General features: G+C 70.7%; 25 protein-coding genes and 1 riboswitch. Of the genes, 12 read left to right on the forward strand and 13 right to left on the reverse strand.

The features are described from left to right. Positions 1-70: 70 nt before the first annotated feature. Positions 71-193, reverse strand: a riboswitch (cobalamin riboswitch). Positions 194-246: 53 nt separating this feature from the next. From ACZ6C1_RS00865 to ACZ6C1_RS00880, 4 genes are all read right to left on the reverse strand, one after another. Further along, positions 247-750, reverse strand: a complete 504-nt coding sequence (locus tag ACZ6C1_RS00865) for a GNAT family N-acetyltransferase (protein ID WP_469236463.1) — start codon at positions 748-750, stop codon at positions 247-249. Between the two features lie 82 nt (positions 751-832). Continuing rightward, positions 833-1,045, reverse strand: coding sequence for a YbdD/YjiX family protein (locus tag ACZ6C1_RS00870; protein ID WP_469236464.1), 213 nt, complete (start codon positions 1,043-1,045; stop codon positions 833-835). An 8-nt stretch (positions 1,046-1,053) separates the two neighbouring features. Beyond that, on the reverse strand, positions 1,054-3,282 hold the full coding sequence (locus tag ACZ6C1_RS00875) for a carbon starvation CstA family protein (RefSeq protein WP_469236465.1): 2,229 nt from the start codon (positions 3,280-3,282) through the stop codon (positions 1,054-1,056). A gap of 172 nt (positions 3,283-3,454) precedes the next feature. Then, the gene (locus ACZ6C1_RS00880; protein WP_469236466.1) at positions 3,455-4,219 is read right to left on the reverse strand and encodes a GntR family transcriptional regulator; all 765 of its coding nucleotides are present in this window, start codon (positions 4,217-4,219) and stop codon (positions 3,455-3,457) included. 294 nt (positions 4,220-4,513) lie between these two features. Here ACZ6C1_RS00880 and ACZ6C1_RS00885 point away from each other — a divergent pair, with 294 nt between their 5' ends. The 4 genes from ACZ6C1_RS00885 to ACZ6C1_RS00900 all read left to right on the forward strand — a co-directional run bounded on the left by ACZ6C1_RS00885 (position 4,514) and on the right by ACZ6C1_RS00900 (position 9,350). Beyond that, complete coding sequence (locus ACZ6C1_RS00885; RefSeq protein ID WP_469236467.1) at positions 4,514-5,800, forward strand: extracellular solute-binding protein; 1,287 nt, start codon at positions 4,514-4,516, stop codon at positions 5,798-5,800. A 137-nt stretch (positions 5,801-5,937) separates the two neighbouring features. Next, positions 5,938-6,960 carry a carbohydrate ABC transporter permease gene (locus tag ACZ6C1_RS00890; RefSeq protein ID WP_469236468.1) on the forward strand — a complete coding sequence of 341 codons (1,023 nt, stop codon included), beginning with the start codon at positions 5,938-5,940 and terminating at the stop codon, positions 6,958-6,960. After that, positions 6,957-7,826 (forward strand): carbohydrate ABC transporter permease, encoded by an 870-nt coding sequence (locus ACZ6C1_RS00895; RefSeq protein ID WP_469236469.1) that lies wholly within the window; start codon positions 6,957-6,959, stop codon positions 7,824-7,826. Before ACZ6C1_RS00890 ends, ACZ6C1_RS00895 begins: the two co-directional genes overlap by 4 nt. Before the next feature lie 9 nt (positions 7,827-7,835). After that, entirely contained in the window at positions 7,836-9,350 is a 1,515-nt protein-coding gene (locus tag ACZ6C1_RS00900; RefSeq protein WP_469236470.1) for a glycoside hydrolase family 3 protein, read from the forward strand. 84 nt (positions 9,351-9,434) lie between these two features. Here the strand turns inward: ACZ6C1_RS00900 and nagB are convergent, their stop codons facing one another. Beyond that, the gene (gene nagB / locus ACZ6C1_RS00905) at positions 9,435-10,220 is read right to left on the reverse strand and encodes a glucosamine-6-phosphate deaminase (protein ID WP_469236471.1); all 786 of its coding nucleotides are present in this window, start codon (positions 10,218-10,220) and stop codon (positions 9,435-9,437) included. A gap of 101 nt (positions 10,221-10,321) precedes the next feature. Here nagB and ACZ6C1_RS00910 point away from each other — a divergent pair, with 101 nt between their 5' ends. Beyond that, complete coding sequence (locus ACZ6C1_RS00910) at positions 10,322-11,383, forward strand: SIS domain-containing protein (protein WP_469236472.1); 1,062 nt, start codon at positions 10,322-10,324, stop codon at positions 11,381-11,383. Positions 11,384-11,717: 334 nt separating this feature from the next. After that, positions 11,718-13,187, forward strand: a complete 1,470-nt coding sequence (locus tag ACZ6C1_RS00915; RefSeq protein ID WP_469237144.1) for a sensor histidine kinase — start codon at positions 11,718-11,720, stop codon at positions 13,185-13,187. A gap of 150 nt (positions 13,188-13,337) precedes the next feature. Here ACZ6C1_RS00915 and ACZ6C1_RS00920 read toward each other — a convergent pair whose 3' ends face one another. After that, positions 13,338-13,595, reverse strand: a complete 258-nt coding sequence (locus ACZ6C1_RS00920) for a WhiB family transcriptional regulator (RefSeq protein ID WP_003953983.1) — start codon at positions 13,593-13,595, stop codon at positions 13,338-13,340. Between the two features lie 318 nt (positions 13,596-13,913). Beyond that, positions 13,914-14,882 (reverse strand): diacylglycerol/lipid kinase family protein, encoded by a 969-nt coding sequence (locus ACZ6C1_RS00925; protein WP_469236473.1) that lies wholly within the window; start codon positions 14,880-14,882, stop codon positions 13,914-13,916. An 82-nt stretch (positions 14,883-14,964) separates the two neighbouring features. On the opposite strand from ACZ6C1_RS00925, the gene ACZ6C1_RS00930 reads away from it, so the two are divergent. Beyond that, positions 14,965-15,396: a hypothetical protein gene (locus ACZ6C1_RS00930; RefSeq protein ID WP_469236474.1), complete on the forward strand. Its 432-nt coding sequence runs from the start codon at positions 14,965-14,967 to the stop codon at positions 15,394-15,396. Positions 15,397-15,650: 254 nt separating this feature from the next. On the opposite strand, the gene ACZ6C1_RS00935 is transcribed toward ACZ6C1_RS00930, so the two are convergent. From ACZ6C1_RS00935 to ACZ6C1_RS00945, 3 genes are all read right to left on the reverse strand, one after another. Further along, positions 15,651-16,538: an RNA polymerase sigma factor SigF gene (locus ACZ6C1_RS00935; RefSeq protein WP_469236475.1), complete on the reverse strand. Its 888-nt coding sequence runs from the start codon at positions 16,536-16,538 to the stop codon at positions 15,651-15,653. Between the two features lie 17 nt (positions 16,539-16,555). Next, positions 16,556-16,969 (reverse strand): ATP-binding protein, encoded by a 414-nt coding sequence (locus ACZ6C1_RS00940; protein WP_073754203.1) that lies wholly within the window; start codon positions 16,967-16,969, stop codon positions 16,556-16,558. 240 nt (positions 16,970-17,209) lie between these two features. Next, complete coding sequence (locus tag ACZ6C1_RS00945) at positions 17,210-17,470, reverse strand: UBP-type zinc finger domain-containing protein (RefSeq protein WP_469236476.1); 261 nt, start codon at positions 17,468-17,470, stop codon at positions 17,210-17,212. 217 nt (positions 17,471-17,687) lie between these two features. On the opposite strand from ACZ6C1_RS00945, the gene ACZ6C1_RS00950 reads away from it, so the two are divergent. After that, positions 17,688-19,286, forward strand: coding sequence for a Na+/H+ antiporter (locus tag ACZ6C1_RS00950; protein WP_469236477.1), 1,599 nt, complete (start codon positions 17,688-17,690; stop codon positions 19,284-19,286). On the opposite strand, the gene ACZ6C1_RS00955 is transcribed toward ACZ6C1_RS00950, so the two are convergent. Together ACZ6C1_RS00955 and ACZ6C1_RS00960 are read right to left on the reverse strand one after the other, a co-directional pair. After that, positions 19,262-20,245: a 1-aminocyclopropane-1-carboxylate deaminase/D-cysteine desulfhydrase gene (locus ACZ6C1_RS00955; RefSeq protein ID WP_469236478.1), complete on the reverse strand. Its 984-nt coding sequence runs from the start codon at positions 20,243-20,245 to the stop codon at positions 19,262-19,264. The two genes, ACZ6C1_RS00950 and ACZ6C1_RS00955, sit on opposite strands and share 25 nt — an antisense overlap. Positions 20,246-20,255: 10 nt before the next feature. Continuing rightward, positions 20,256-20,846 carry an N-acetylmuramoyl-L-alanine amidase gene (locus ACZ6C1_RS00960; protein WP_469236479.1) on the reverse strand — a complete coding sequence of 197 codons (591 nt, stop codon included), beginning with the start codon at positions 20,844-20,846 and terminating at the stop codon, positions 20,256-20,258. 253 nt (positions 20,847-21,099) lie between these two features. On the opposite strand from ACZ6C1_RS00960, the gene ACZ6C1_RS00965 reads away from it, so the two are divergent. Next, positions 21,100-22,515 (forward strand): family 2B encapsulin nanocompartment shell protein, encoded by a 1,416-nt coding sequence (locus ACZ6C1_RS00965; protein ID WP_469236480.1) that lies wholly within the window; start codon positions 21,100-21,102, stop codon positions 22,513-22,515. Positions 22,516-22,634: 119 nt separating this feature from the next. Here the strand turns inward: ACZ6C1_RS00965 and ACZ6C1_RS00970 are convergent, their stop codons facing one another. After that, a complete protein-coding gene (locus tag ACZ6C1_RS00970; protein ID WP_469236481.1) occupies positions 22,635-23,210 on the reverse strand; it encodes a TetR/AcrR family transcriptional regulator in 576 nt (191 codons plus the stop codon). Positions 23,211-23,318: 108 nt separating this feature from the next. On the opposite strand from ACZ6C1_RS00970, the gene ACZ6C1_RS00975 reads away from it, so the two are divergent. The 3 genes from ACZ6C1_RS00975 (at position 23,319) to ACZ6C1_RS00985 (ending at position 24,686) form a co-directional block, all read left to right on the forward strand. Beyond that, positions 23,319-23,903, forward strand: coding sequence for a dihydrofolate reductase family protein (locus ACZ6C1_RS00975; RefSeq protein ID WP_469236482.1), 585 nt, complete (start codon positions 23,319-23,321; stop codon positions 23,901-23,903). Between the two features lie 43 nt (positions 23,904-23,946). Next, positions 23,947-24,165, forward strand: coding sequence for a hypothetical protein (locus tag ACZ6C1_RS00980; RefSeq protein ID WP_469236483.1), 219 nt, complete (start codon positions 23,947-23,949; stop codon positions 24,163-24,165). Positions 24,166-24,227: 62 nt separating this feature from the next. Continuing rightward, complete coding sequence (locus ACZ6C1_RS00985) at positions 24,228-24,686, forward strand: DUF6304 family protein (RefSeq protein ID WP_469236484.1); 459 nt, start codon at positions 24,228-24,230, stop codon at positions 24,684-24,686. Positions 24,687-24,773: the final 87 nt, after the last annotated feature.

The following is a 24,773-nucleotide window of genomic DNA, read 5'->3' on the forward strand; positions in this document are numbered from 1 at the left end:
ACAGGGCGCAAAGCACCGCGTCCACCGGCCCATTCCGCGAGGCCCGGACGTCTGGGCACCCGAACCGGACGGTCCGGGCGCGCTGTCGGCAGGTCTTCGGACTCGTACGTACACAAAGGCACACCAACACACCGTTGCGGGACAGTTCCGGAATTCCACCGGATTCCCCTGCGGCGACAGCGAGGACGAGCATACATGTGGGGGGCGCCCGTTGAGGCACCCCCCACATGTTGTGTCTTCCGTGCCTCAGAACTCCAGCGCGTACGTGAAGAGGGTCACGCCCGGAAGGGGCTCCCAGTCCCTCTCCGGGGTCCGCACGAACCCCAGCCGCTCGTGGATCCGGTGCGCCGCGCGCATGGACTGCCGGCAGGACAGCACCAGCCGCGCACACCCCTCCACCGCCCGCGCCCGCTCCACACACGCCCGTACGAGCGCCTCGCCCGCGCCCCGCCGCCGCGCCTCCCGCGCCACCGCCAGCATCCGGAGCTCCGCCTCCCCGACCCGGGCGAGCTCGGCCCACCGGGCGCCGCCCTCCGCCACGAACGTCACCCCGCCGAGCACCCGTTCGTCCTCGCCGACCGCGACCAGCACCTCCGCCTCGGCGGCCCGCCGGGCCACGTCCCGCAGCTCGATGAGGTACTCGTCGCTCTCCCCGAAGGGCAGCAACCCGTCCCCGAGATAGGCCTGCGCCGTGACCTCGGCGAGCGCCTGGTGTTCCTCCGGCCGTACCGCCCTGATGGTGATGTCCATGGACCGAGTGTGGAGGCGTACGGCGACGGGCCGCCGCATTTCCGTCCCCGGAAACACGGCGGCCCGTCGTGCCGTCACCCGCTCAGCAGCAGCGGAACCCGTCGCGGGGGTCCGCCTCCAGCGCGTCGGTGCGCCGCCGCTCGAACTCGCGGCGGGTCATGACCTCGGCGTCCGGGTCGCAGGAGCGGACGTGGGCGACGTAGGTGTCGTACGCGGCCTCACCGGACACCTCGCGGACGTACCAGCGGATCCAGCCCGCCGCCCGGCGCAGCCGGCCGCCCGCCCCCGTGGTCACCGGGGGCCTCACTTCGAGCCGCTCCCGGCCGGCACCGCCTCACCGGTGCCGCCCTCCTTCCGGATGCCGCCCTCGGGGCCGAGCCCGGCCGCGACCAGTTCGGCCTTCTCCTCCGCCGTGGGGAACAGCCCGGCCGGAGCGACCAGCCTGGACGGGGTGTACGGGACCTCGGAGAGCTTCACCTGGTCGGGGTTGGCGACGGCCTTGAAGCAGACCCGTCCCGCGTCGGCGATCACCACCACGATGAGCAGGGCGAAGAGGGCGGAAAGGACGCCGTCGACCGTGGAGTTGGTGACGACGGTGTGCATGTCGTCCATCGACTTCGCGGGGGGCAGCACCTGCCCGGAGTCGATGCCCGCCTGGTACTTGTCCCGCTGGGCGAAGAAGCCCACCCGGGGGTCGGCCGAGAAGATCTTCTGCCAGCTCGCGGTGAGCGTGACGGCCACGTCCCAGGCGAGCGGGACCGCGGTGACCCAGGCCCACTTCAGGCGGCCGGACTTGACGAGCAGGGTGGTGCAGACGGCCAGTGCCACGGCGGCCAGGAGCTGGTTGGCGATGCCGAACAGCGGGAAGAGCTGGTTGATGCCGCCCAGCGGGTCGTGCACGCCCACCCAGAGGAAGTAGCCCCAGCCGCCGACGACGACCGCGCTGGCGAACCAGACGCCCGGCTTCCAGCTCACCTGCTTGAACGGCTTGTAGAGGTTGCCGAGTGTGTCCTGGAGCATGAAGCGGCCCACGCGGGTGCCGGCGTCCAGCGTCGTCAGGATGAACAGCGCCTCGAACATGATGGCGAAGTGGTACCAGAACGCCTTCATGGTGGCGCCGCCGAACACCGCGGAGAAGATCTCCGACATGCCGAGCGCGAAGGTCGGCGCGCCACCGGTCCGGGACAGCAGCGACGCCTCCTCGACATCCGCGGCGGCCTTGGCGAGCTGGTCGGGGGAGATGGTGAACCCGAAGTTCGACACCGCTTCGGCGGCCGACTGCACGGTGGTCCCGACCACACCCGCCGGGGAGTTGACCGCGAAGAAGAGACCGGGGTCGATGATGCAGGCCGCGATCATCGCCATGACGGCGACGAAGGACTCGGTCAGCATGGACCCGTACCCGATCATCCGGATCTGGGTCTCCTTCTGGACCATCTTCGGGGTGGTGCCCGAGGAGACCAGGGAGTGGAAGCCGGAGAGCGCGCCGCACGCGATGGTGATGAAGACGAACGGGAACATCGAGCCGGCGAAGACCGGGCCGTCGCCGCGGCTCGCGAAGTCGGTGACCGCGGGCATCTTCAGGGTGGGCAGGGCGACGAAGACGCCGATGGCGAGCAGTGCGATCGTGCCGACCTTCATGAAGGTGGACAGGTAGTCGCGCGGCGCGAGCAGCAGCCACACCGGCAGGACCGAGGCCAGGAAGCCGTACACGACCATCCAGATGACCAGCGTGCCCGGCTCCAGCGTGAAGGTGTCGGCGAGCGAGGACTCGGCGACCCAGCCGCCCGCGACGATGGCCAGGAGCAGCAGCGCGACACCGATGACCGAGACCTCGGTGACCCGGCCCGGCCGCAGCACCCGCAGATAGACGCCCATGAACAGGGCGATCGGGATGGTCATGCCGATGGAGAAGACACCCCAGGGCGAGTGCGCCAGGGCGTTGACGATGACCAGGGCCAGTACGGCCAGCAGGATGATCATGATGGCGAAGACCGCGATGAGCGCGGCCGCGCCGCCGAAGGGTCCGATCTCGTCACGGGCCATCTGGCCGAGCGAGCGGCCGTCGCGGCGGGTGGAGAAGAACAGCGTCACCATGTCCTGGACGGCGCCGGCGAAGATCACGCCGACGATGATCCAGATCGTGCCCGGCAGGTAGCCCATCTGCGCGGCGAGGACCGGCCCCACGAGGGGACCGGCGCCCGCCACGGCGGCGAAGTGGTGGCCGAAGAGGACCCGGCGGTCGGTGGGGTGGAAGTCGACACCGTTGTCGAGCCGTTCGGCCGGGGTCGCCCGTGTCTTGTCGACCTTGAGCACCCGGTTCGCGATGAAGCGGGAGTAGAAGCGGTAGGCGATCGCGTACGAGCCCAGCGCGGCCGCGAGCATCCAGGCGGCCGATATCTCCTCACCCCGGGAGAGCGCGAGAACGGCCCAGCCGGCCGCACCCGCGAGGGCGACGAGTGACCAGATCACGATCGACCTCGGAGCGAGACCCGTCCGTGAAGAGTTCGGTGGTGCCGACGGCTCTGGCATGTGCACGTCCCCTCGCTGATCACCTGTAATGGGCAGGAAATCTAGGGGAGTGTGTCGCGCAGCGTCACCCCCCGTCCGCATATCGGTACGGCAACGCTTTGGGTCCCGCCAGGTCGCGGCAGCGGCCGGGACGGGCACGGGGCCTGTCCCGGCGTCAGACCGGGTTCGGGGCTCAGCCGTTCGGCCGCTTCAGCCTCGCGACGAACTTGTACCGGTCGCCCCGGTACACCGAGCGCACCCACTCCACCGGCCGGCCGTGCTCGTCCAGCGAGTGACGGGAGAGCATCAGCATCGGCAGGCCCACGTCCGTACCGAGCAGGCCCGCCTCCCTCGGAGTGGCCAGCGAGGTCTCGATCGTCTCCTCCGCCTCGGCGAGGTGGACGTCGTACACCTCCGCCAGGGCCGTGTACAGCGAGGTGTACTTGACCAGGGAGCGCCGCAGCGCCGGGAAACGCTTGGCGCTCAGGTGCGTCGTCTCGATGGCCATCGGCTCACCGCTCGCCAGCCGCAGCCGCTCGATGCGCAGCACCCGCCCGCCGGGCGAGATGTCGAGCAGCCCGGCGAGGGTGTCGTCGGCCGTCACGTACCCGATGTCCAGGAGCTGCGAGGTGGGCTCCAGGCCCTGCGCGCGCATGTCCTCGGTGTACGAGGTGAGCTGCAGCGCCTGCGAGACCTTCGGCTTCGCGACGAACGTGCCCTTGCCCTGGATGCGCTCCAGGCGGCCCTCGACGACCAGTTCCTGGAGCGCCTGCCGCACGGTCGTGCGGGAGGTGTCGAACTCGGCGGCGAGTGTGCGCTCGGGCGGTACCGGCGTACCCGGGGGCATGGTCTCCGTCATGTCCAGCAGGTGCCGCTTGAGCCGGTAGTACTTGGGCACGCGCGCGGTGCGGGTGGCTGCCCCGCCCTCGGTCTCGGTGCCGCCCCCATCCGTGGCCATGGCCCGCCTTCCCGACTCCTGTGCTGTTGCCGTCACCGGCTCCTCCGTCTATTGCGGCTCACATGGTGGCACGGACCGGTCACGGGTCGTCGCCCTCCCTCAGGTGTCGGTCCGGTAACGGACCCGACTGCCCTTCTTATACACCCTTGACACCCCTAAAGGTCTAGGCCAAGCTCCGGGTTACTGGTCTAAACCATTAAAGACCAGGTCCCAGTCCCACGGGCAGCACGGGCAGTACACCGGTATGGCTTCGCGGTGGGGGCAGGGTTTGCAGGCATCCCTGAGGAGGGTGGCGTGAAGCGCAAGCTCATCGCGGCGATAGGCGTCGCGGGCATGATGGTCGGTATTGCCGCGTGTGGCTCGGACGACGGCAAGGGGGGCGGCAGTGACGCCGGTGGCAACAAAACCCTCACCGTCTGGGTGATGGACGGCTCGGCGCCCGACGCCTGGATCAAGAACGTCAACAAGGAGTTCGAGGCCAAGCACAAGGGCGTCAAGGTCAAGGTCGAGATCCAGCAGTGGAACGGCATCCAGGAGAAGGTCACCACGGCCCTCTCCGAGGACACCCCGCCGGACGTCATCGAGCTCGGTAACACCCAGACCGCCGGCTACGCCGCGACGGGTGGCCTCGCCGACCTCACCGAGGACAAGGCCGAGCTCGGCGCCGACGGCTGGAACAAGGGCATGCTCGCCTCCAACGAACTGGACGGCAAGCTCTACTCCGCCCCCTGGTACGCCGCCAACCGTGTCGTCGTCTACGACAAGGCCGCCTTCAAGAAGGCCGGGGTCACCCCGCCGAAGACCCGTGCCGAGTGGATCGACGGCCTGAAGAAGCTCAAGGCGTCCGACCCCAAGAGCCAGCCGATCTACCTGCCCGGCCAGAGCTGGTACGTCTACGCCGGGTTCGTCTGGGACGAGGGCGGCGACCTCGCCGTCAAGGACGGCGACAAGTGGAAGGGCAACCTGTCCTCCCCCGAGGCCACGGCCGCCATGAACTTCTACAAGGAGCTGCAGTCGTACTCGACCGCTCCCAAGGACAAGGACGAGGCGACCCCGCAGCAGTCCACCGACGTCATCCCGAAGGGCGGCGTCGCGTCCTGGATCGGCCTCGGCTGGGAGGCCGGCGGCGCGATCGACGCCATGAAGAAGGCGGGCAAGACCGCCGACTTCGGCTACTTCCCGATCCCGGGCAAGACCGCCGACAAGCCCGGCTCCGTCTTCTTCGGCGGCTCGAACCTCGCGGTGTCCGAGCGCTCGCAGAACAAGGACCTGGCCAAGGAGTGGCTGGCGCTGGCCGCCGGCAAGGAGCACATGGCCAAGTACGCCGAGGCCACCCAGGGCGCGCTGCTCCCCAACAACGACGCGGCGCAGTTCAAGCCCGCCGCCGGTTCGTTCGCCGAGGCGATGGCGAAGGCCGCGCCCGTCGGCAAGATCACCCCGGTCACCCCGGGCTGGGCGAACGTCGAGACCGCGCCCAACCCGATCAAGGACTACATGACCAAGGTCCTGAAGGGCGAGGACGCCAAGAAGGCCGGCGAGGCGGCCGACAAGGTGATCACCGAGCGCGTCAACCAGCAGTAGCCGCATCGCCGCGGGCCGCCCCAGGGGTGCGGCCCGCGGCGGTCGCCCCAGCCCCCGGTGGTGCCACCGGTGACCCCACGCCGGTCGCACCACCGGGTCCATGACCCGGTCAGCACAGAACCGCGAGGAAGAAGACCATGACCGTGGACTCCCAGGGAGCGGTGAGCACCGCTCCTTCGGACGCGCCCGGGAGCGCGGCAGGGACGTCGAAGACCCCGCCACCCCCGTCCGGCTCGAAGCACGTCCCGAAGCCTCCTCGCGGCAGGCGCTCCCTGCCCGGCGGGGTGCTGCCCTACCTGCTGATCGCCCCCGCCATCCTCTCCATGGCGGTGCTCCTGCTCTACCCGCTGATCCGCAATGTGATCCTCTCCTTCCAGCAGGTCGGCCGGAGGGAACTGATCACCCGTAAGCCCGAGTGGATCGGCGCGGAGAACTACACCGAGCTGCTGGGCGATTCCGAGTTCTGGACCGTCGTGGTCCGCAGCGTCGTCTTCACGGCCGCCAACGTCGTCCTGATCATGACCCTCGGCACCCTGATCGGCCTGCTGCTCAACCGGCTGGGCACGAAGATGCGCCTGGTCCTGTCGCTGTCGCTGATGCTCGCCTGGGCCATGCCGATCGTCGCCTCCGTCACCGTCTTCCGGTGGCTGTTCGACGAGCAGTTCGGCGTCGTCAACTGGCTGCTGCGCACGCTCGGCTTCGCGGGGTACGAGCAGCACAACTGGTTCGAGACCGGCTTCTCCACCCTCGTCATCGTCACGCTCCTGGTGGTCTGGGGCTCCATCCCCTTCGTCGCGCTCAACATGTACGCCGGCCTCACCACGGTCGGCGGCGAACTGTACGAGGCCGCCAAGATGGACGGCGCGAACGGGTGGCGGACGTTCTGGTCCGTGGTCTTCCCGAACCTCAAGCCGTTCTTCCTGATCACCACGTTCCTGGAGATCATCTGGGTCTTCAAGGCGTTCGCCCAGGTGTACGCGATGAACCTCGGCGGCCCCGACCGGGGCTCCGAGACCCTGCCCGTCTTCGCCTACATCGAGGGCCAGGGGCAGTTCCACTACGGGGTTGCCGCCGCCATCTCCGTACTGACCATCGTGATGCTGATCGCGGCCATGTCCTTCTACTTCCGCCTGATCCTGAAGCAGGAGGAGGAGCAGTGAGCACCACCCACACCCAGACCCCCCAGGTCCTCCGCCGCAGGAAGCCGCTGCGCCCCGGGGTGATCGCCAAGAACGTCACCGCGCTCGTCCTGGCCGTGCTGTTCGTCTTCCCGGTCTACTGGATGCTCAGCTCGTCGCTGAAGCCGCAGTCCGAGATCCTCAGCAAGGACCCGGTGTTCCTCTTCGTCCCGACGTTCGAGAACTACCCGACCGCCACCGGCGTCGACCTGTTCTGGACGTACGTGGGCAACAGCCTCACCGTCACGATCGGAGCCGTGCTTCTCGCCCTGGTCGTCGCCCTCGCCGCCAGCTTCGCCATCGCCCGGATGAAGTTCCGCGGCCGCAAGGGCCTGGTGCTGGGCGTCATGATGGCGCAGATGGCCCCCTGGGAGGTCATGGTCATCGTGATGTACATGATCGCCCGCGACGGCGACATGCTGAACAGCATCCCGCTGCTCACCGCGATCTACTTCGTCATGGTGCTGCCCTTCACCATCTGGACCCTGCGCGGCTTCATCGCCGCCGTCCCGGTGGAGCTGGAGGAGGCCGCCCAGATCGACGGCTGCACCCGTGGCCAGGCCTTCCGCAAGGTGATCTTCCCGCTGCTGGCCCCCGGTCTAATGTCGACCTCGCTCTTCGGGTTCATCACCGCCTGGAACGAGTTCGCGATGGTCCTGATCCTCAACAAGGAGAAGACCGCGCAGACCCTGCCCCTGTGGCTGACCCAGTTCCAGACGGCCTTCGGCAGCGACTGGGGCGCCACCATGGCGGCCTCCTCGCTCTTCGCCCTCCCCGTCCTCATCGTGTTCCTCTTCCTCCAGCGCCGGGCCGTCGGCGGTATGACCGCCGGCGCAGTGAAGGGATAACGGCACCTCATGACGACCCTCGTACGCGGCGCCTCCCCGACCCTGGTCAGAGACGCGCTCACCGTTCTCCAGCCCGGCTTCACCGGCACCACGCCGCCCGACTGGCTGCTGCGGCGCATCGGCGAAGGCCTCTCCTCCGTGGGCTTGTTCGGCCGCAACATCACCTCGCCGGACCAGCTCGCCGCGCTGACCGCCCGGCTGCGCGCCGAGCGGGAGGACGTCCTCGTCGCGATCGACGAGGAAGGCGGCGACGTCACGCGCCTGGAGGTCCACACCGGTTCCTCCTTCCCCGGCAACCTGGCGCTCGGCACGGTCGACGACACCGGCCTGACCCGGGCGGTCGCCGCGGAGCTCGGCCGCCGGCTCACCGCCTGCGGCGTCGACTTCAACTGGGCGCCCTCCGCCGACGTCAACTCCGACCCGGCCAACCCGGTCATCGGTGTACGGTCCTTCGGCGCCGACCCGGAGCTGGCCGCCCGCCACACCGTGGCCTACATCGAGGGCCTCCAGTCCGTCGGTGTCGTCGCGTGCACCAAGCACTTCCCCGGGCACGGCGACACCAATGTCGACTCCCACCTGGCGATGCCCCGCATCGATGTGGACCTCGCCACACTGCACTCCCGTGAGCTGGTACCTTTCCGCGCCGCGATCGCCGCGGGTTCCAAATCGGTGATGAGCGCGCATATCCTGCTTCCCGCGCTCGACCCGGACCGTCCGGCGACCCTGAGCCCGCGGATCCTCACCGGTCTGCTGCGCCAGGAGCTGGGCTACGAGGGCCTGATCGTCACCGACGGCATGGAGATGCAGGCCATCGCCTCGGCTTACGGCATCGAGCGCGGCTCCGTCCTCGCGCTCGCGGCGGGCGCCGACGCCATCTGCGTCGGCGGCGGCCTGGCGGACGAGGAGACCGTCCTGCGACTGCGCGACGCGCTGGTCGACGCGGTACAGACCGGCGAACTGCCCGAGGAGCGCCTGGCCGACGCGGCGGCGCGCGTACGCGCGCTCGCGTCCTGGACCCAGGCGCACCGGGCCAGGGGGGCCGCGGCGGAGCCGGGCGCGGCTTCGGAGGAGGGGACCGCGCCCGGCACCGACATCGGCCTGGTGGCCGCCCGCCGCGCGCTGAGCGTCACCGGCTCGCCCGAGCCGCTCACCGTGCCCGCGTATGTCGCCGCGTTCACCCCGGGCACCAACATCGCGGTCGGCGACGAGACCCCGTGGGGCGTCGGGCCCGAGCTGACCCGGCTCCTGCCGGGGACGACGACCGGGACGTACGCCGCCGACACGGCCGTGGACCGGGTGCTGAGGGACGCGGGGGAGCGGCGGATCGTCGCGGTCGTCCGGGACGTCCACCGTCACCCCTGGATGGCCGGGGCCCTGGAAGGGCTGCTGGCGGCCCGCCCGGACACGGTGGTCGTCGAGATGGGCGTCAACCAGGCGCCCGCGCGCGGGGCGCTGCACATCGCGACGCACGGGGCGGCGCGGGTGTGCGGGATCGCGGCGGCGGAGGTCATCGCCGGGGCGTGAGCCGGTACGGCACCGGGCCGGTCCCCCTGCCGGGGGCCGGCCCGTTCCCGTACGCGCGGACCCGCGGGGGCGGGGCGACTGCGCTCAGATGCCCTGCCAGGAGGGCTTGTGGGCGTAGGTGTGACGGAAGTAGTCCGCGAGCTTCAGCTTGGAGGCGGCCGCCTCGTCGACGACCACGGTGGCGTGCGGGTGCAGCTGGAGCGCGGAGGCGGGTACGAGGGCGGCGACCGGGCCCTCGACGGTCTGCGCCACCGCCTCGGCCTTGCCCTCGCCGGTGGCGAGGAGGACCAGGTGGCGGGCCTCGAGGATGGTGCCGATGCCCTGGGTGATGACGTGGTGGGGCACCTGGTCGATGTCGCCCTCGAAGAACCGCGCGTTGTCGACACGGGTCTGCTGGGTCAGCGTCTTGATGCGGGTCCGGGAGGCAAGGGAGGAGCACGGCTCGTTGAAGCCGATGTGCCCGTCGGTGCCGATGCCGAGTATCTGGAGGTCCACGCCGCCCGCCTCGGCCAGCGCCCTGTCGTACGCCTCGCACGCCGCCTGCACGTCCTCGGCGGAGCCGTCGGGGCCCATGAAGGCCTCGGGGCTCAGACCCAGCGGCTCGACGACCTGGCGAAGCACCGTGGAGCGGTACGACTCCGGGTGCCCGGCCGGCAGCCCCACGTACTCGTCGAGCTGGGCGATCCTGGCGCGCGAGACGTCCACGGCTCCCGCCCGCACCTTGGCGGTCAGGGCGTCGTAGACGGGCAGCGGGGTGGAGCCGGTGGCCACGCCGAGCAGCGCGTCGGGCTTGCGGCGCAGAAGGCCGGCGATGCCCTCGGCGATGAGTTCGCCGCCTGCCTTGGCGTTCTGGACGATGACAACTTCCACGCTGGGCCTGCCGATCTCAGAGAACGTATGTGGTATAGACCAATCTAGCAGAATGGGCCTTCCGACTGGCGGCTTCCCGGGCGTCCTGCTCGACTGAGCGCATGAGCGAGCAGCCGGGCCGGATCATGTCCGGCGAGATGGCGGAGCAGCCTGCCGTGCTGCGCCGGATCCTGGAGCGGGGCGCTCCGGCGATCCGTACCGTCGCGGAGGCCGTCGCCGCCCGCCGGCCCCGCTTCGTCCTGCTGACGGCCCGCGGCACCTCGGACAACGCCGCCCTGTACGCCAAGTATCTGCTGGAGATCCGGCGGGGCCTGCCCTGCGGCCTGACGTCCATGTCCACCACGACGGCCTACGGCGCGAAGCCCGACCTCACCGACGTCCTGGTCATCACGGTCAGCCAGTCCGGCGGCTCGCCCGACCTCGTCGCCTCCACCAAGGCCGCCCGCGAGGCGGGCGCGGTCACCCTCGCCGTCACCAACAACGCCGACTCACCGCTCGCGGCCGTCTCCGAGCACCACATCGACATCCTCGCCGGCCCCGAGAAGGCACTGCCGGCGACGAAGACGTACACCGCCTCCCTGCTCGCCCTCTACCTGTTCGTCGAGGGCCTGCGCGGGGACGGCGACGGCGACGGTGGCGCCATCACCGCCCGTGCCGTCCCCGACCTGGCGGCCCAGGTGCTCGACCGCCTCCCCGAGGTCCGCGCCCTGGCCGGCCGCTACCGTTTCGCCGAGCGCATGGTGATCACCTCCCGTGGCTACGGCTATCCGACCGCCAAGGAAGCCGCGCTCAAACTGATGGAGACCAGCTACATCCCCGCCCTCGCCTACTCGGGCGCGGACCTGCTGCACGGCCCGCTCGCCATGGTCGACAACATCTCGCCCGTCATCGCGGTGGTCCCCGACGGCAAGGGCGGGGCCGCGCTCCAGCCGGTCCTCGACCGCCTCCGGGGCCGCGGCGCGGACCTCGTCGTCATCGGCCCCCGCCCCCAGGTCGAGGCCGCCTCCGCCGGTTTCGTCCTGCCGACGGAAGGGCTGCCGGAGGAGCTGCAGCCGATCCTGGAGATCCTGCCCCTCCAGCTCCTCGCCCACGAGGTCACCATCGCCCGCGGCCAGGACCCCGACGCCCCCCGCGCCCTCGCCAAGGTCACCGAGACCCGCTGAGCCGCCCGCTCCCGAGCGGGCCCTGAAAAACCCGCGGGCCGCGGCGCCAGGACGGGACCCTCAACCCGTCCGGCACCGCAGCCCGGAGTTGCTCGGCCGTCGGGTGTGCGGTCCCGCGGCCGTGTGGAGGACTCGGCGCAGTCAGGGCAGAGAGCGCCGGGTACCTCTATCCACCCTCCTGTGCGGGGAGGGCGGAAGCTTGTGTGTGCATTGTGGACTAGACCAATCTGGTCTGTCCATCGGTCTGCGATCGATAATCCATCACCCATACTCCCTCACCCACCGGCAGAACACCAGGCGCCGGTGCGCGGGTACGCTCGCACACGTGCCCTCCATGAACGACCTCGTACGCCAGCACACCGCTCTGAGCGAATCCGACCTCGACTGGCTCCACCTGCTGGTCTCGGAGTGGCAACTGCTCTCCGACCTGTCCTTCGCCGACCTCGTGCTGTGGGTCCCCACTCTCGACGGCACGCGCTACGTCTCCGTCGCCCAGATGCGGCCCAACACCGGCCCCACCTCCTACCAGGACGACATGGTCGGCCACCTCGTCCCGCGCGGCCGCCGGCCCCTGCTCGACGCGGCGCTCGACGAGGGCCGGATCGTGCGCGAGGGCGACCCTGAGTGGCGCGAGGAGGTCCCGGTACGGGTGGAGTCCATCCCCGTACGCAGGGAAGGCCGTGTACTGGGAGTGATCGCGCGCAACACGAACCTGCTCACCGTCCGTACACCCAGCCGACTGGAGCTGACCTACCTCCAGTCGGCCTCGGACCTGGCGCAGATGATCGCGGCCGGCACCTTCCCCTTCCCCGGTCAACAAGTCGACATGGACGCCTCGCCGCGCGCCGGTGACGGACTGATCCGGCTCGACGCCGACGGTGTCGTGCAGTACGCCTCGCCCAACGCCCTCTCCGCCTACCACCGTCTCGGCCTCGCCGCCGACCTGGTCGGCCAGCACCTCGGCCAGATCACCGCCGAACTCGCCCCCTCCCGGGGCCCCGTGGACGAGGCCCTGGTGAAGCTGGCCAGCGGGTACGCGCCGCGCGAGGCGGAGGTCGAGGGCAACGGCGGCGTCATCCAGCTGCGCGCCATCCCGCTCAAGCCCAAGGGCACCCGGATCGGCTCCCTGGTCCTGCTGCGGGACGTCACCGAACTGCGGCGCCGCGAGCGCGAGTTGATCACCAAGGACGCCACCATCCGGGAGATCCACCACCGGGTGAAGAACAACCTCCAGACCGTCGCCGCCCTGTTGCGCCTCCAGGCCCGCCGGATGGACTCCGACCGTGGCCGCGAGGCGCTCAACGAGGCGGTGCGGCGCGTCGGCTCGATCGCCATCGTGCACGAGACGCTCTCCCAGAACCTGGACGAACGTGTCGAGTTCGACGAGATCGCCGACCGGGTGATCTCGATGGTCGCCGAGATCTCGCCCGGCAAGGTCACCTGCCGCCGCAACGGCCGCTTCGGCATCCTCGACGCCGAGGTGGCCACCCCGCTGTCGATGGTCCTCACCGAGATCCTCCAGAACGCCCTGGAGCACGCCTTCGCCCCGGCCGAGCACGGAACGGTCGAGGTCTCGGCGGTACGCGGCGGCACCCGCCCCGCCGACGCCCGGCTGCTGATCACCGTTCAGGACGACGGCCGCGGACTGCCCGAGGGCTTCGACCCGCAGCGCGCCGGCAACCTCGGCCTGCAGATCGTACGGACGCTGGTGGAGGGGGAGTTGGGCGGTACGTTCGACATGCAGCCCGCCCCGGAGCGCGGTACGCGCGTGGTGCTCGACATTCCGGTGACGCCCCAGAAGTAGCCCGGAGGAACAGCAGCGAGCCCCGGACCGTGGGAGACGGTCCGGGGCTCGAACGCTTTGGGTTACTGCTGCGCGCTGCGGCTCGGGAGGCGGGTCAGTGCGTACACGCTGTACGCGCCGCCTGGCTCAGGCTCGTAGCGGTGGCGTCGCTCAGGCGCTGGCGTTACGCGCCCGGTTGCGGGCGGCGCGGCGCTTCATGGCGCGACGCTCGTCCTCGCTGAGGCCACCCCAGACGCCGGAGTCCTGGCCGGACTCGAGCGCCCACTGCAGGCACTGCTCCATGACGGGGCAGCGTCGGCAGACAGCCTTGGCTTCCTCGATCTGCAGCAGCGCAGGACCGGTGTTGCCGATGGGGAAGAACAGCTCGGGGTCTTCCTCACGACAAACGGCGTTGTGACGCCAGTCCATGGCTGCTACCTCTCCTTGGTGTTGCATGCAAGTTGCTTGTGAATGTGAACGCTTTCACGAATCCCTCAACAAGTGAAGGGCCGAACGCCAGATGAACTGGTGTGGTCCTGGATTTGAGGAGGGGTTCTGGCTTTCACTGGAGGCCGGTCTTGCGGGCCGTCCCGATCGCCATGTAGAGATTCGCAAACCTCGGCTGCGGATACAACCCCTTCCGGAAAGTTTTTTTTGATTCCTCGGTGTCGGCTAGGTCACAGCCGTACTTCTATGGGGTGGACCCTGGCCCATACGTTCGAGATAAAGGACCAACGGCCCTTCCACTCACACAATCACACGCAGTGCACGGCGAACGCCTGTGAACGTCACGCTGCTCCGCAGACCCAGGTGGTCACCGTCCATCTGGAAGGGCAGCGGAACCTTCGAATGCAAGGCGAAGTCGGTCAGGTCGTGCAGTGAGTGGGCATGCTTGCCATGCGGACCGCGCTCCGGGCTGGAGGTCAACAGCTGGGTCGCGTAACGGGCCACCGAGGCCGTCGACAGCCGGCTCAGCGCGAGCACGTCGAGCGCCGTGTCGAAGGACGCCCCGGGTGACGCGTACACCGGACGATTGCCCAGGTAGGTCCAGGGCGCGGTGTTGCAGACTATCGACAGGGAAAGATCGTGAAGCGGGTCGTGGCCCGGGCGCTCCAGCGTGATCACGCCGTGCCTCCGGTGCGGCTCGTCCAGGAACTGGCGCATGGCCTGCCGGATGTAGAGGGCGTGCGTCGACCTCTTCCCGCGCTCCCGCTGCTGTTCGACCCGCCCGATCACCCCCGCGTCGAACCCGAAACCGGCACAGAACGTGAACCAGCGGGCCGGAACGGACTCGTCCTCGGTGCCGGGCGTACCCGCCGCGAGCCCGAGACCGACCGTCCGGTCGCGTCTCTCGCGCAGCGCGTCCAGCAGCGCGCCCGTCGCCTCGACCGCGTCGTTCGGCAGCCCCAGGGCGCGGGCGAAGACATTCGTGGACCCCCCGGGCACCACCGCGAGGTGAGGGAGCCGGTCGGGGTCGGGGCCGTGGTGCAGGAGACCGTTGACGACCTCGTTGACGGTGCCGTCCCCGCCGAGGGCGACGACCAGCTCGACGTCCTGGGACTCGGCGGCCCGCCGGGCGAGGTCGCGGGCGTGGCCCCGGTACTCCGTCGTGACGGCCTCCAGCTTCATCTCGCTGGCCAGCGCGTGGATCAACACGTCACGGGTGCGGGCACTGGTGGTGGTGGCTGCCGGATTGACCACGAGAAGTGCGCGCATGCCCGCCAGGTTACCTACCGCGCGGTACCGGAGCCCAGCCCCGGACCGGTCCGTGGACAGCGGCGGCCGTTACCCTGCGAGGGTGAGCAGTACGGAGCAGACACCCGCCGACACCTCCTCTTCCGCCTCGCGTCCCGCCCGGGTCACGGCCGCCGCGGCCGTGGCCGGGCTGGAGGCGCTCGCCCTGTTCGCCGGGGGCGTCTACCTGCTCGTGACGAGTCTCACGGGCCGGCCCGACGACCTGACGCAGGCTCTGACGGGCGGGGCCACGCTCATCGCGCTCGGCCTGATCCCGCTGGTGGCCGCGCGGGGTCTGCTGCGGTGCCGTAGCTGGAGCCGCGGCCCGGCGATCATCACGCAGCTCATGGCCCTGCCCGTGGCCTGGACGCTCCTCCAGGCGTCGAGCGCCGCGATCCCGGCGGGCATCGCCCTCGCGGCCGCCGCGGTCGCCGGGCTGGTCCTGCTGCTGCACCCCGCGACCACGCGCGCCCTGGGCATCCGCCCCCGCGCCTGAAGCCCCCCGCGCGCGGGCCCCGGGCCGGAGGCTCCCGGCCTTGGGCGGTCCCGGGGGTGTGGTCGTCGGGTCCCGGCCACGGGGCGCCCGTCCCCGCGGGTGTGGTCGCCCCGCGGATGAGGTTGCCCCGCGGGTGGTCGTCCCGGGCTTGAAGTCGTCGCGCGGATGAGGTGGCCCGCGGTGTGGTCGCCCTGCGGCGGGGTCGCCGCGCAGGTGTGGGTGCCCGCGGGTGATCGTCCCGCGGGGTGGTCGTGCTACTCCTCGACCAGGAGCTTCTCGCGCAGCTGCGCGAGCGTGCGGGCCAGCAGACGCGAGACGTGCATCTGCGAGATGCCCACCTCCTGGGCGATCTGCGACTGGGTCATGTTGCCGAAGAAGCGCAGGAGCAGGATGCGCTTCTCGCGGGGCGGGAGATCCTCCAGCAGGGGCTTGAGGGACTCGCGGTACTCGACGCCCTCCAGCGCCTCGTCCTCCGCGCCGAGGGTGTCGGCGACCGCCGGGGACTCGTCGTCCGTGTCCGGGACGTCCAGGGACAGCGTCGAGTACGCGTTGGCGGACTCCAGGCCCTCCAGGACCTCCTCCTCCGAGATCCCGAGGCGCTCCGCGAGCTCGTGCACGGTCGGGGAGCGGCCGTGCAGCTGGGAGAGCTCGGCCGTGGCCGTGGTCAAGGAGAGGCGCAGTTCCTGGAGGCGACGCGGCACCCGCACCGCCCAGCCCTTGTCGCGGAAGTGGCGCTTGATCTCACCGACGACCGTGGGGGTGGCGTACGTGGAGAACTCCACACCCCGGTCGGGGTCGAAACGGTCCACGGACTTGATCAGCCCGATGGTGGCGACCTGCGTCAGGTCGTCCAGCGGCTCCCCGCGGTTGCGGAAACGGCGCGCGAGGTGCTCGACCAGCGGCAGATGCATCCGTACGAGCCGATTGCGCAGCTCGGCCCGCTCCGGCGAGCCGTCGGGCAGCCCCCGCAGCTCGATGAAGAGCGCCTTCGCGCCACTGCGGTCGTTCGGATCGTGGTGGTTCTGCTGCTGCTCGTTCATCCGGTCCGCCCGCTCATCCAAAAGACCGTCCACCGGGTGCGGCCGCGCCTGCTGCTCCGGGATCGAACTCAGTGCCCGTGGGCCGCGCTCCTCGTCTCGCACCGGACCGTCCCCGTTCCTCACGCCGGCCCGGGTCCCGCGCCGCGCTGTTTGTACAGGCTGATGGAGACCGTCCGGTCGTCGGCGACGGACGAGTCGACCTTGCCGGCCAGTGCCGAGAGCACCGTCCAGGCGAACGTGTCGCGCTCCGGCGCCCTGCCGTCGGTCGTGGGCGCCGAGACCGTGACGTCCAAGGAGTCGTCGATGAGGCGGAACACGCAGCTCAGGACCGAGCCGGGCACCGCTTGCTGGAGCAGGATCGCGCACGCCTCGTCGACCGCGATGCGCAAGTCCTCGATCTCGTCGAGGGTGAAGTCCAAACGCGCCGCCAGGCCGGCCGTGGCCGTACGCAGCACGGACAGGTAGGCACCCGCAGCGGGCAGCCGGACTTCCACGAAGTCCTGGGTCCCGGGCTCGCCTGCGATCTGGGACACCCTCACCTCCAAGGTGGCACAAGCTCTTTCGGGGCTCGGGGAGGGCAGATCCTCCCCGGAACCGTGCGGTACGCAGGTATGCGTAGTCCGCCGTGACGCTATCGCGATCCATGGTGCCGTGTCGCCGGGACCCCCGGTCCGGCGCTTGTCACTCATGGTAAGCACATGGGTACGCTCAGTGGCTAGAGGTTTGCGGGGCCCAATCGCGAGAAACCGGCGGAGGGTTGACGTACCCAGACCTCACACGATCGAACCGTCGACAAAGCACCAACGCCACTTCTGGCCGGGTTCGAAGGTCCGCATCACCGGGTGCCCGGTGTCCTTGAAGTGCTTCGTGGCGTGCTGCCCCGCCGACGAGTCGCAGCAGCCGACGTGTCCGCACTGCAGGCACAGCCGCAGCTGCACCGGGTGCGTTCCGTCGGCCGCGCACTCCGGACAGGTCTCGGAGAGCGGGACGGGCTCGGGTCGTGGCAGTCCGGCCAGGTGCAGACACTCGCGCATGATTGCCAGATTACGAGGTGCCGCCCAGCCGGTGCACCGAGGCGGAGCCTCGGTGGCGGAGGTGGTGGGTGGTAGAAGGGCGGAACGCGAGGGTGCCGCCCTCCCGGTGCACCGAGGCGGAGCCTCGGGGTGCGGGCGGGGCTCCGGTGGTTGGCGAACGACGGGTGGGCCAGGGCCGAGACGCCTTGCAGCCGTTCCACCCGGGAGTGGGGAGACGATGGACGCACTGTCACTGGTGGCGCTGGTCGCGGTGAGCGCCGCGATCGCGGGCGTGGCGCGCAGGACGCCGGTGCCGGCACCGCTGCTGCTGGTGGCGGCGGGGCTGGCCGCCTCGTACGTGCCGGGAGTGCCGGACTACACCCTGGACCCGCACATCGTGCTGCCGCTGGTGCTGCCGCCGCTGCTGCACACCGCCGCGCTGGAGTCCTCCTACCTGGATCTGCGGGCGAACATCCGGCCGGTCGCGCTGCTGTCGGTGGGCTACGTGCTCTTCGCGACGCTGGCCGTGGGGTACCTCGCCCACCTCATGGTGCCGGACCTGCCGCTGACCGCCGCCCTGGTGCTGGGCGCGGTGATCGCGCCGCCGGACGCGGTGGCCGCCACCGCCATCGCCCGGCGGCTCGGACTGCCCGGCCGGATCACCACGATCCTCCAGGGCGAGTCCCTGGTGAACGACGCGACCGCGATCACCGCGTTCAAGGTGGCGCTCGCGGCCGCCGTCGGGGAGGGGATCAGCTGGGCCGGCGGGATCGGGGAGTTCGCCGTCGCGGCGCTCGGGGGCATCGGCGTCGGGCTGGTGCTGATGGTGCCCATCCACTGGCTGCGCCGGTCCCTGCGTGAGCCGCTGCTGCAGAACACCCTCTCGCTGCTGATCCCCTTCGTCGCCTACGCCGCCGCCGAGCACGTCCACGCCTCCGGGGTCCTCGCCGTCGTCGTGGTGGCCCTGTACCTGGGGCACCGCTCCTGGCAGGTCGACTTCGCCACCCGGCTCCAGGAGGAGGCGGTGTGGAAGATGGTCGCCTTCGTCCTGGAGACCTCCGTCTTCGCGCTGATCGGGCTGCAGCTGCCGCACGTGATCCGGGAGCTCGGTACGTACGGGACCGGCGAGGCCGCCCTGTACGCGGTCGGTGTCTTCGTCGCCGTCGTCGTCGTCCGGTTCGTCTGGGTCTTCCCGGCCACCTACATCCCGCGCGCGATGTCCCGCCGGGTGCGGGAGCGGGAGCCGGGCGTCGACTGGACGGCGCCCGTGATCGTCGGCTGGGCGGGGATGCGGGGCGTGGTGTCGCTGGCGATCGCCTTCTCCATCCCGGTCACCACGGCGGGGGAGGCGTTCCCCGCGCGAAACCTGGTGCTGTTCCTGACGTTCACCACGGTGATCGGCACCCTGGTGGTGCAGGGCCTCACCCTGCCGCCGCTGATCCGGGCGCTGAAGCTGCCCGGCCGGGACACCCAGGCCGAGACCCTGGCCGAGGCGCAGGCGCAGAGCGAGGCGTCGGGGGCCGCCGAGCGGCGCCTGGAGGAACTCCTCGCCGACGAGCGGAACGCGCTGCCCCAGCCGCTGGCCGACCGGCTGCGCACGGTCCTGGAACGGCGGCGCAACGCCGTCTGGGAGCGGCTGGGCACGGCCAACCCGGTCACGGGGGAGTCGGCGGACGACACCTACCGGAGGCTCGCGCGGGTGATGATCGGGGCGGAGCGTGAGGTGTTCGTGCGGCTGCGCGACGAGCGGCGCATCGACGACGAGATGATGCGTACGCTGCTGCGCCGGCTGGACCTGGAGGAGGCGGCCGCCTACCGGGAGGCGGCTGACGGCTGACCGTGGTCCGGGCGCCCGGGGCCGGTACGTCCGGGAGCGGGGCTCCCCGGATCCGGGCTCACGGGGTCGGGGCGGCCGGTGATCACGGCCGCGAGGGCCGTTCCGGGAGGGAAGGCGCCCTCCTCGGCGAGAGCGACAAGTCCGTACAGCAATTTGGCGACATATATCCGCTCGATGGCGAGTCCGTGCCGCGCCTCGAAGTCGGCGGCGAACGCCTCCAGGGCGGGCGTGGTCCGGGCGTAGCCCCCGAAGTGGAACCGCTCGTCGAGGCTCCAGTCGCCCGCCGGTCCGCCGAACGCCGCGTCCTGGAGCGCCCGTACCTCCCCGCCCAGGAACCCGCCCTTGAGCACCGGTACGCCGATCGCGCGGCGGCCCTCACCGAGTCCGGCCGCCAGCCCGGCGATCGTGCCGCCCGTCCCGCACGCGACCGCGGCGACGTCCACGCCCCGGTCGCCCAGTTCCCGCCCCAGCTCCGTGCAGCCGCGCACCGCGAGGGCGTTGCTGCCGCCCTCGGGCACGACGAAGCTGTCCGCCGGAGCGTCCCGGAGCAGGCGCGCCAGCACCTGGGGGTCGCCCTTCGCGCGGTACGTGGCGCGGTCCACGAACAGCAGCCGCATCCCGTCCGCGGCGCACCGCGCGAGCGACGGGTTCAGGGGCCGGCCGGCGAGCTCGTCCCCGCGCACCACCCCGGTCGTGGGGAAGCCCAGCAGACGGCCGGCGGCAGCGGTGGCGCGGAGGTGGTTGGAGTAGGCGCCGCCGAAGGAAAGGACCGGCCGCCCGGCCGCGGCGGCCAGATTCGGCGCGAGCTTGCGCCACTTGTTGCCCGGCAGGTCCGGGTGGATCAGGTCGTCGCGCTTGAGCAGCAGCCGCACGCCCCGCCGGGTGAAGCGCTCGTCCTCGACCGGCTCCAGGGGGGAGGGGAGCAGTGGGTCGAGGGAGGACAGGCCGAGCGCGTTCACCCGGACATTGTCACTTCAGCCGTTCCGCGATGCGTGCCCGCATGGTCTTCATGGAGAATCCGCGCGGGTCGACCTTGCCCGGCTGCCACTCCAGGTGACCGATGACCGAGCGGGCGGTCCAGCCGTGCCGGCGGCAGATCGCGGCCGCCGCCTTCTCGATGGCCAGGAGCTGCGCCTCGGGCCACGGGTCCTTCCCGTTGCCGAGGTTCTCGCACTCGAACCCGTAGAAGTGGGTGTTGCCGTCGACGTTCGCCTGGTTGTCGTGCGGCAGTGCCTTCTCGGCGATCACGGCCCGCAGTACGTCGCGATCACCCTTGCCGGCGTGGTTGGCCCGGCCGTAGCCGACCAGGTGGACGCAGCCGTCCTTGGTGATCACACCGTGGCAGAGCGGGCCGGGCACCCCCGGGCGGCCGTCGCGGCAGAGGCGGACGGTGCGGTCCCTGCCCTCGGTGACGGTGTGGTGGATCATCACGCCGTGGACCGGCCCCCAGGGGCCCTTGTGGTTGCGGTTGTGGGTGCGCCAGTCGCCGACCTCGACGACGGTGAGGCCTTCGTCGCGCAACGCGTCGAGAAAGCCGCCCGCGGACATGGGTGGGGCCATGCCGCCTCCTTCTGGTTCGTTCCTGTGCCGGTTCTACCCGTGGGATACGGAGGCGGAGCGCTGAGGACTCAGTGTTCGTACGGCGTGCGAGCCGATCCGGACAGGGCCCGCCTGGGGCACCTGAGGAGGGGGGAACGCATGTCATGCCCCGTGGGTGAAGATCCAGTCTCGCTCGTTTGTGTAATGGCGTCGCGACGGAGGGTGCTGAAAGGCTTTTCCTCTGAAGGTCGGACCATGATCGAGAGGGATGTTCATGTCGGTTGGTTCGGTTGGCGAGGAAACCCGCTCGGAACAGGCGTCACCGCAGCAGAGTCTCGGTACGGCCGCCGCGCGGAACCTGGCGACCACCACCAAGTCGGTTCCGCAGATGCAGGAGATCACCTCCCGGTGGTTGCTGCGGATGCTTCCGTGGGTGCAGGTGCAGGGCGGTACCTACCGTGTGAACCGGCGGCTCAGCTACTCGGTCGGCGACGGGCGGGTGACGTTCGTACAGACCGGCGAGCGGGTCGCCGTGATCCCGAACGAGCTGCGGGAGCTGCCGGCCCTGCGCTCGTACGAGGACGAGGCGGCGCTCGCGGAGCTGGCACAGCGGTGCACGCAGCGGGAGTTCGCGGCCGGTGAGGTGATCGTCGAGGCGGGCGCGCAGACCGACCGGGTGTTCCTGCTGGCACATGGCAAGGTCGAGCAGGTCGGCACCGGCCCGTACGGCGACGAGGCGGTCCTCGGCGTCCTCGCCGACGGCGCGTACTTCGGTGACGGGTGCCTGGCCGACCGGGACGCGACCTGGGACTGGACGGCCCGCGCCGCGACCGCGTGCACCGTGCTGGAGCTCACCCGCGCCGACGTGACGAACCTGGCCGAGCGTGCCGAGTCGCTGGCCGGGCACCTGGCCGCCCTGGCGTCCCTGCCGCACCAGCGGACCAACACGTACGGCGAGAAGGCCATCGACCTGTCGGCCGGTCACGTCGGCGAGGCGGTCGTCCCGCACACGTACGTCGACTACGAGGCCTCCCCGCGCGAGTACGAACTGAGCGTCGCCCAGACCGTGCTGAAGGTCCACAGCCGGGTCGCCGACCTCTACAACCAGCCGATGAACCAGACCGAGCAGCAGTTGCGGCTCACGGTCGAGGCGCTGCGGGAGCGCCAGGAGCACGAGCTCATCAACAACAAGGAGTTCGGTCTGCTCTCCAACTGCGACTACGGGCAGCGGCTCCAGCCGCACGACGGCGTGCCGGGCCCGGACGACATGGACGAGCTGCTCTCCCGCCGCCGCGGCAACAAGATGTTCCTCGCCCACCCGCGCGCCATCGCCGCCTTCGGCCGCGAGTGCAACAAGCGGGGCCTGGTCCCGGGCTCCGTGGAGGTCGGAGGCCACCAGATCCCGGCCTGGCGCGGAGTGCCGATCTTCCCGTGCAGCAAGATCCCGGTGTCCGAGGCCCGCACGACGTCGATCATCTGTATGCGCACGGGCGAGGACGAGCAAGGGGTCATCGGTCTGCACCAGACCGGCCTTCCCGACGAGATCGAGCCGAGCCTGTCGGTCCGGTTCATGGGCATCGACGAGCAGGCGATCATCTCGTACCTGGTCACGGCCTACTACTCGGCGGCGATCCTGGTGCCCGACGCGCTCGGCGTACTGGAGAACGTGGAGGTCAGCCGCTGGCGGTGAGGCCGCATGGGGTGGGCGGAGTCGCGCCCGGAGCGGTCGACCCCGGCGCAGTCGTGCCCCGGTGCAACCGCCGGCCGGGCTGTCGGCCGTACACGTGCCCGCTCGGTGGTCCTTCGGGGCTACCGGGCGGGCACGATCGTGTTCACCACCGTTTCCACGACGCGGTCCAGGTCCTCCTCGGCGAGCATCCCGGGCAGCGTGAAGTGCTCCAGCAGCAGACCCGTCATGGCCAGGTACAGCACCAGCACGGTCTCGGCGTCACCCGGCAGCCCCGAGTCCAGGTGGAAGCGGGTGTTCTCGTCGAGGTCGGCGCGGACCGCCCGGGTCAGCTCGGCCTGCAGGGCGGGCCGCCGGGTGGCCTCCAGCCGCAGTTCCAGCATGGCCAGGTAACCGGTGCGTTCGGCCGCGATTCGCCGGACCAGCCACTTCATCAGCTCGGTGACCAGCTCGCGGCTCGGCTCGGGCCGCATCGCCGCGTCCACCTTCTCGGGCGCGGGGACCATCCGCGCGTGGATGCGTGAGCCGGCCTGGGTGAGCAGGTCGTCGCGGTTGGCGAAGTAGTTGGACGACGTACCGGCGGGGACCCCCGCCTGAGCGTCCACGGCCCGGAAGGTCAGTCCGCGCGCTCCCTCCCGTGCCAGTACGTCGATGGCGGCGTCCAGCAGCGCCGTTCTGCGTTCCGGGTTCTTCGCCATGCGACGGCCTCCTCCAAAAAGTTCTTGCGCAACCACTACACCTGGAGCACTATAGCTGTCGTGGTTGCGGCTCCGCAGCCACACTCGACCACTCACGGGGGCATCCGTATGCGCAAGCTCACCTACCTCGTCGCCTGCTCGATCGACGGCTTCATCGGCGACCCGGACGGCGACGCCACCTCGATGATCCAGTTCGCCGGGGACGAATACCTGGCCTGGCTCGTGGGCGAGTACCCCGACGCGCTGCCCGCCCAGGGCCGTGCGGCGCTCGGGCTCGCCGACGCGGAGAACAAGCACTTCGACACCGTGATCCAGGGCCGTGGCAGCTACCAGCTCGGTCTCGACGCCGACATCCCCAGCCCCTACGGGCACCTGCGTGAGATCGTCGCCTCGCGCAGCCTGGAGAAGTCCCCGCACCCCAATGTGGAGATCGTCACCGACGACATCGTCGGCCGCGTCCGCGAGCTCAAGGCGGAGGACGGCGACCTGGGCATCTGGCTGTGCGGCGGTTCGCAGATCGCGGGCGCGCTCTTCGACGAGGTCGACGAGCTCGTGATCAAGACGTACCCCCAGGTGTACGGGGCCGGTATGCCGATGTTCGGCACCGGCTTCCGCATCGCCGACTTCGCCCTCGACGGGGTGAAGGCCTTCGAGAACGGGGTCGTGGTGCGCTGGTACAGCCGGAAGCGGTGACCGTTGCCTGTCCGGTTCGCGTAAACCGCCCTATCCTTACTGCATGGGCAGCGAAGGACGCCGAACCGTCCGCCGCCCGCAGGCCGAGCGGGAGCCCGTGTGTCCGGCCTGTGGACAGCCTGTCGGTACGGTCATCAAGCGACGCAAGGTTCTCGGCGCGTGGGTCCCCGTGTGGCGGCCACGGCCCTGTCACAACCCCGACTGCGTGAGGTACGTGGCCGAGCCGGAGGACGAGCCGGGCAAGAGCGCCAAGACCGGCTGAAGTCCGGCTCCGGGGGTGACCGGCCGCACGTCGGAGACGGTCCTACCGCTACAGTCCGCGCCATGTCATCGGAGTCGACGGAAATCTGGACCGGCTGGTACCGGGACCGCCGCGGGGCGGAAGCGATCGTGATCGCGGCGGACGGGCGGCGCATCGCCACCCGCATCAGGGGCGTGGAGTACGCGGGCGCCAGTTTTGACGCCCTGCGCGCCGCGGAGGAGACCGGCGGCCTGCCCTTGGCCGGCTGCGTGCTGGAATGGGACCTGCCGCTGCCGGTCCTCACCGACGGCACCGCCCAACAGGCCACCCTCAGTTGCCTGTTGGCGCTGGGTGAAGCCCTGTCCGACGGCTCACCCGAGCGAGTGGATCTTCAGCTGACCCTGCACTGCGGGGGAGCGGCGTACGAGTCGGGTTTGGCCGGCGGCGACTTCGGCCAGGCCCTCGATCGCATCCGCCGCCAGCTTCCGCCCGGCAGCCGCTTCGGCCGCCCGTTCCCCGAAGGCGCCGAAGCCGCCGCCTGACACGCCCCGCTGCGGTCGCCGACCTGCTGACCGACCGGCCGGCTGTCCGGCTGTCCGGCTGTCCGGCCACGGGGCCGGTCGGTCGCC

Source organism: Streptomyces sp. NPDC041796, from assembly GCF_055590785.1.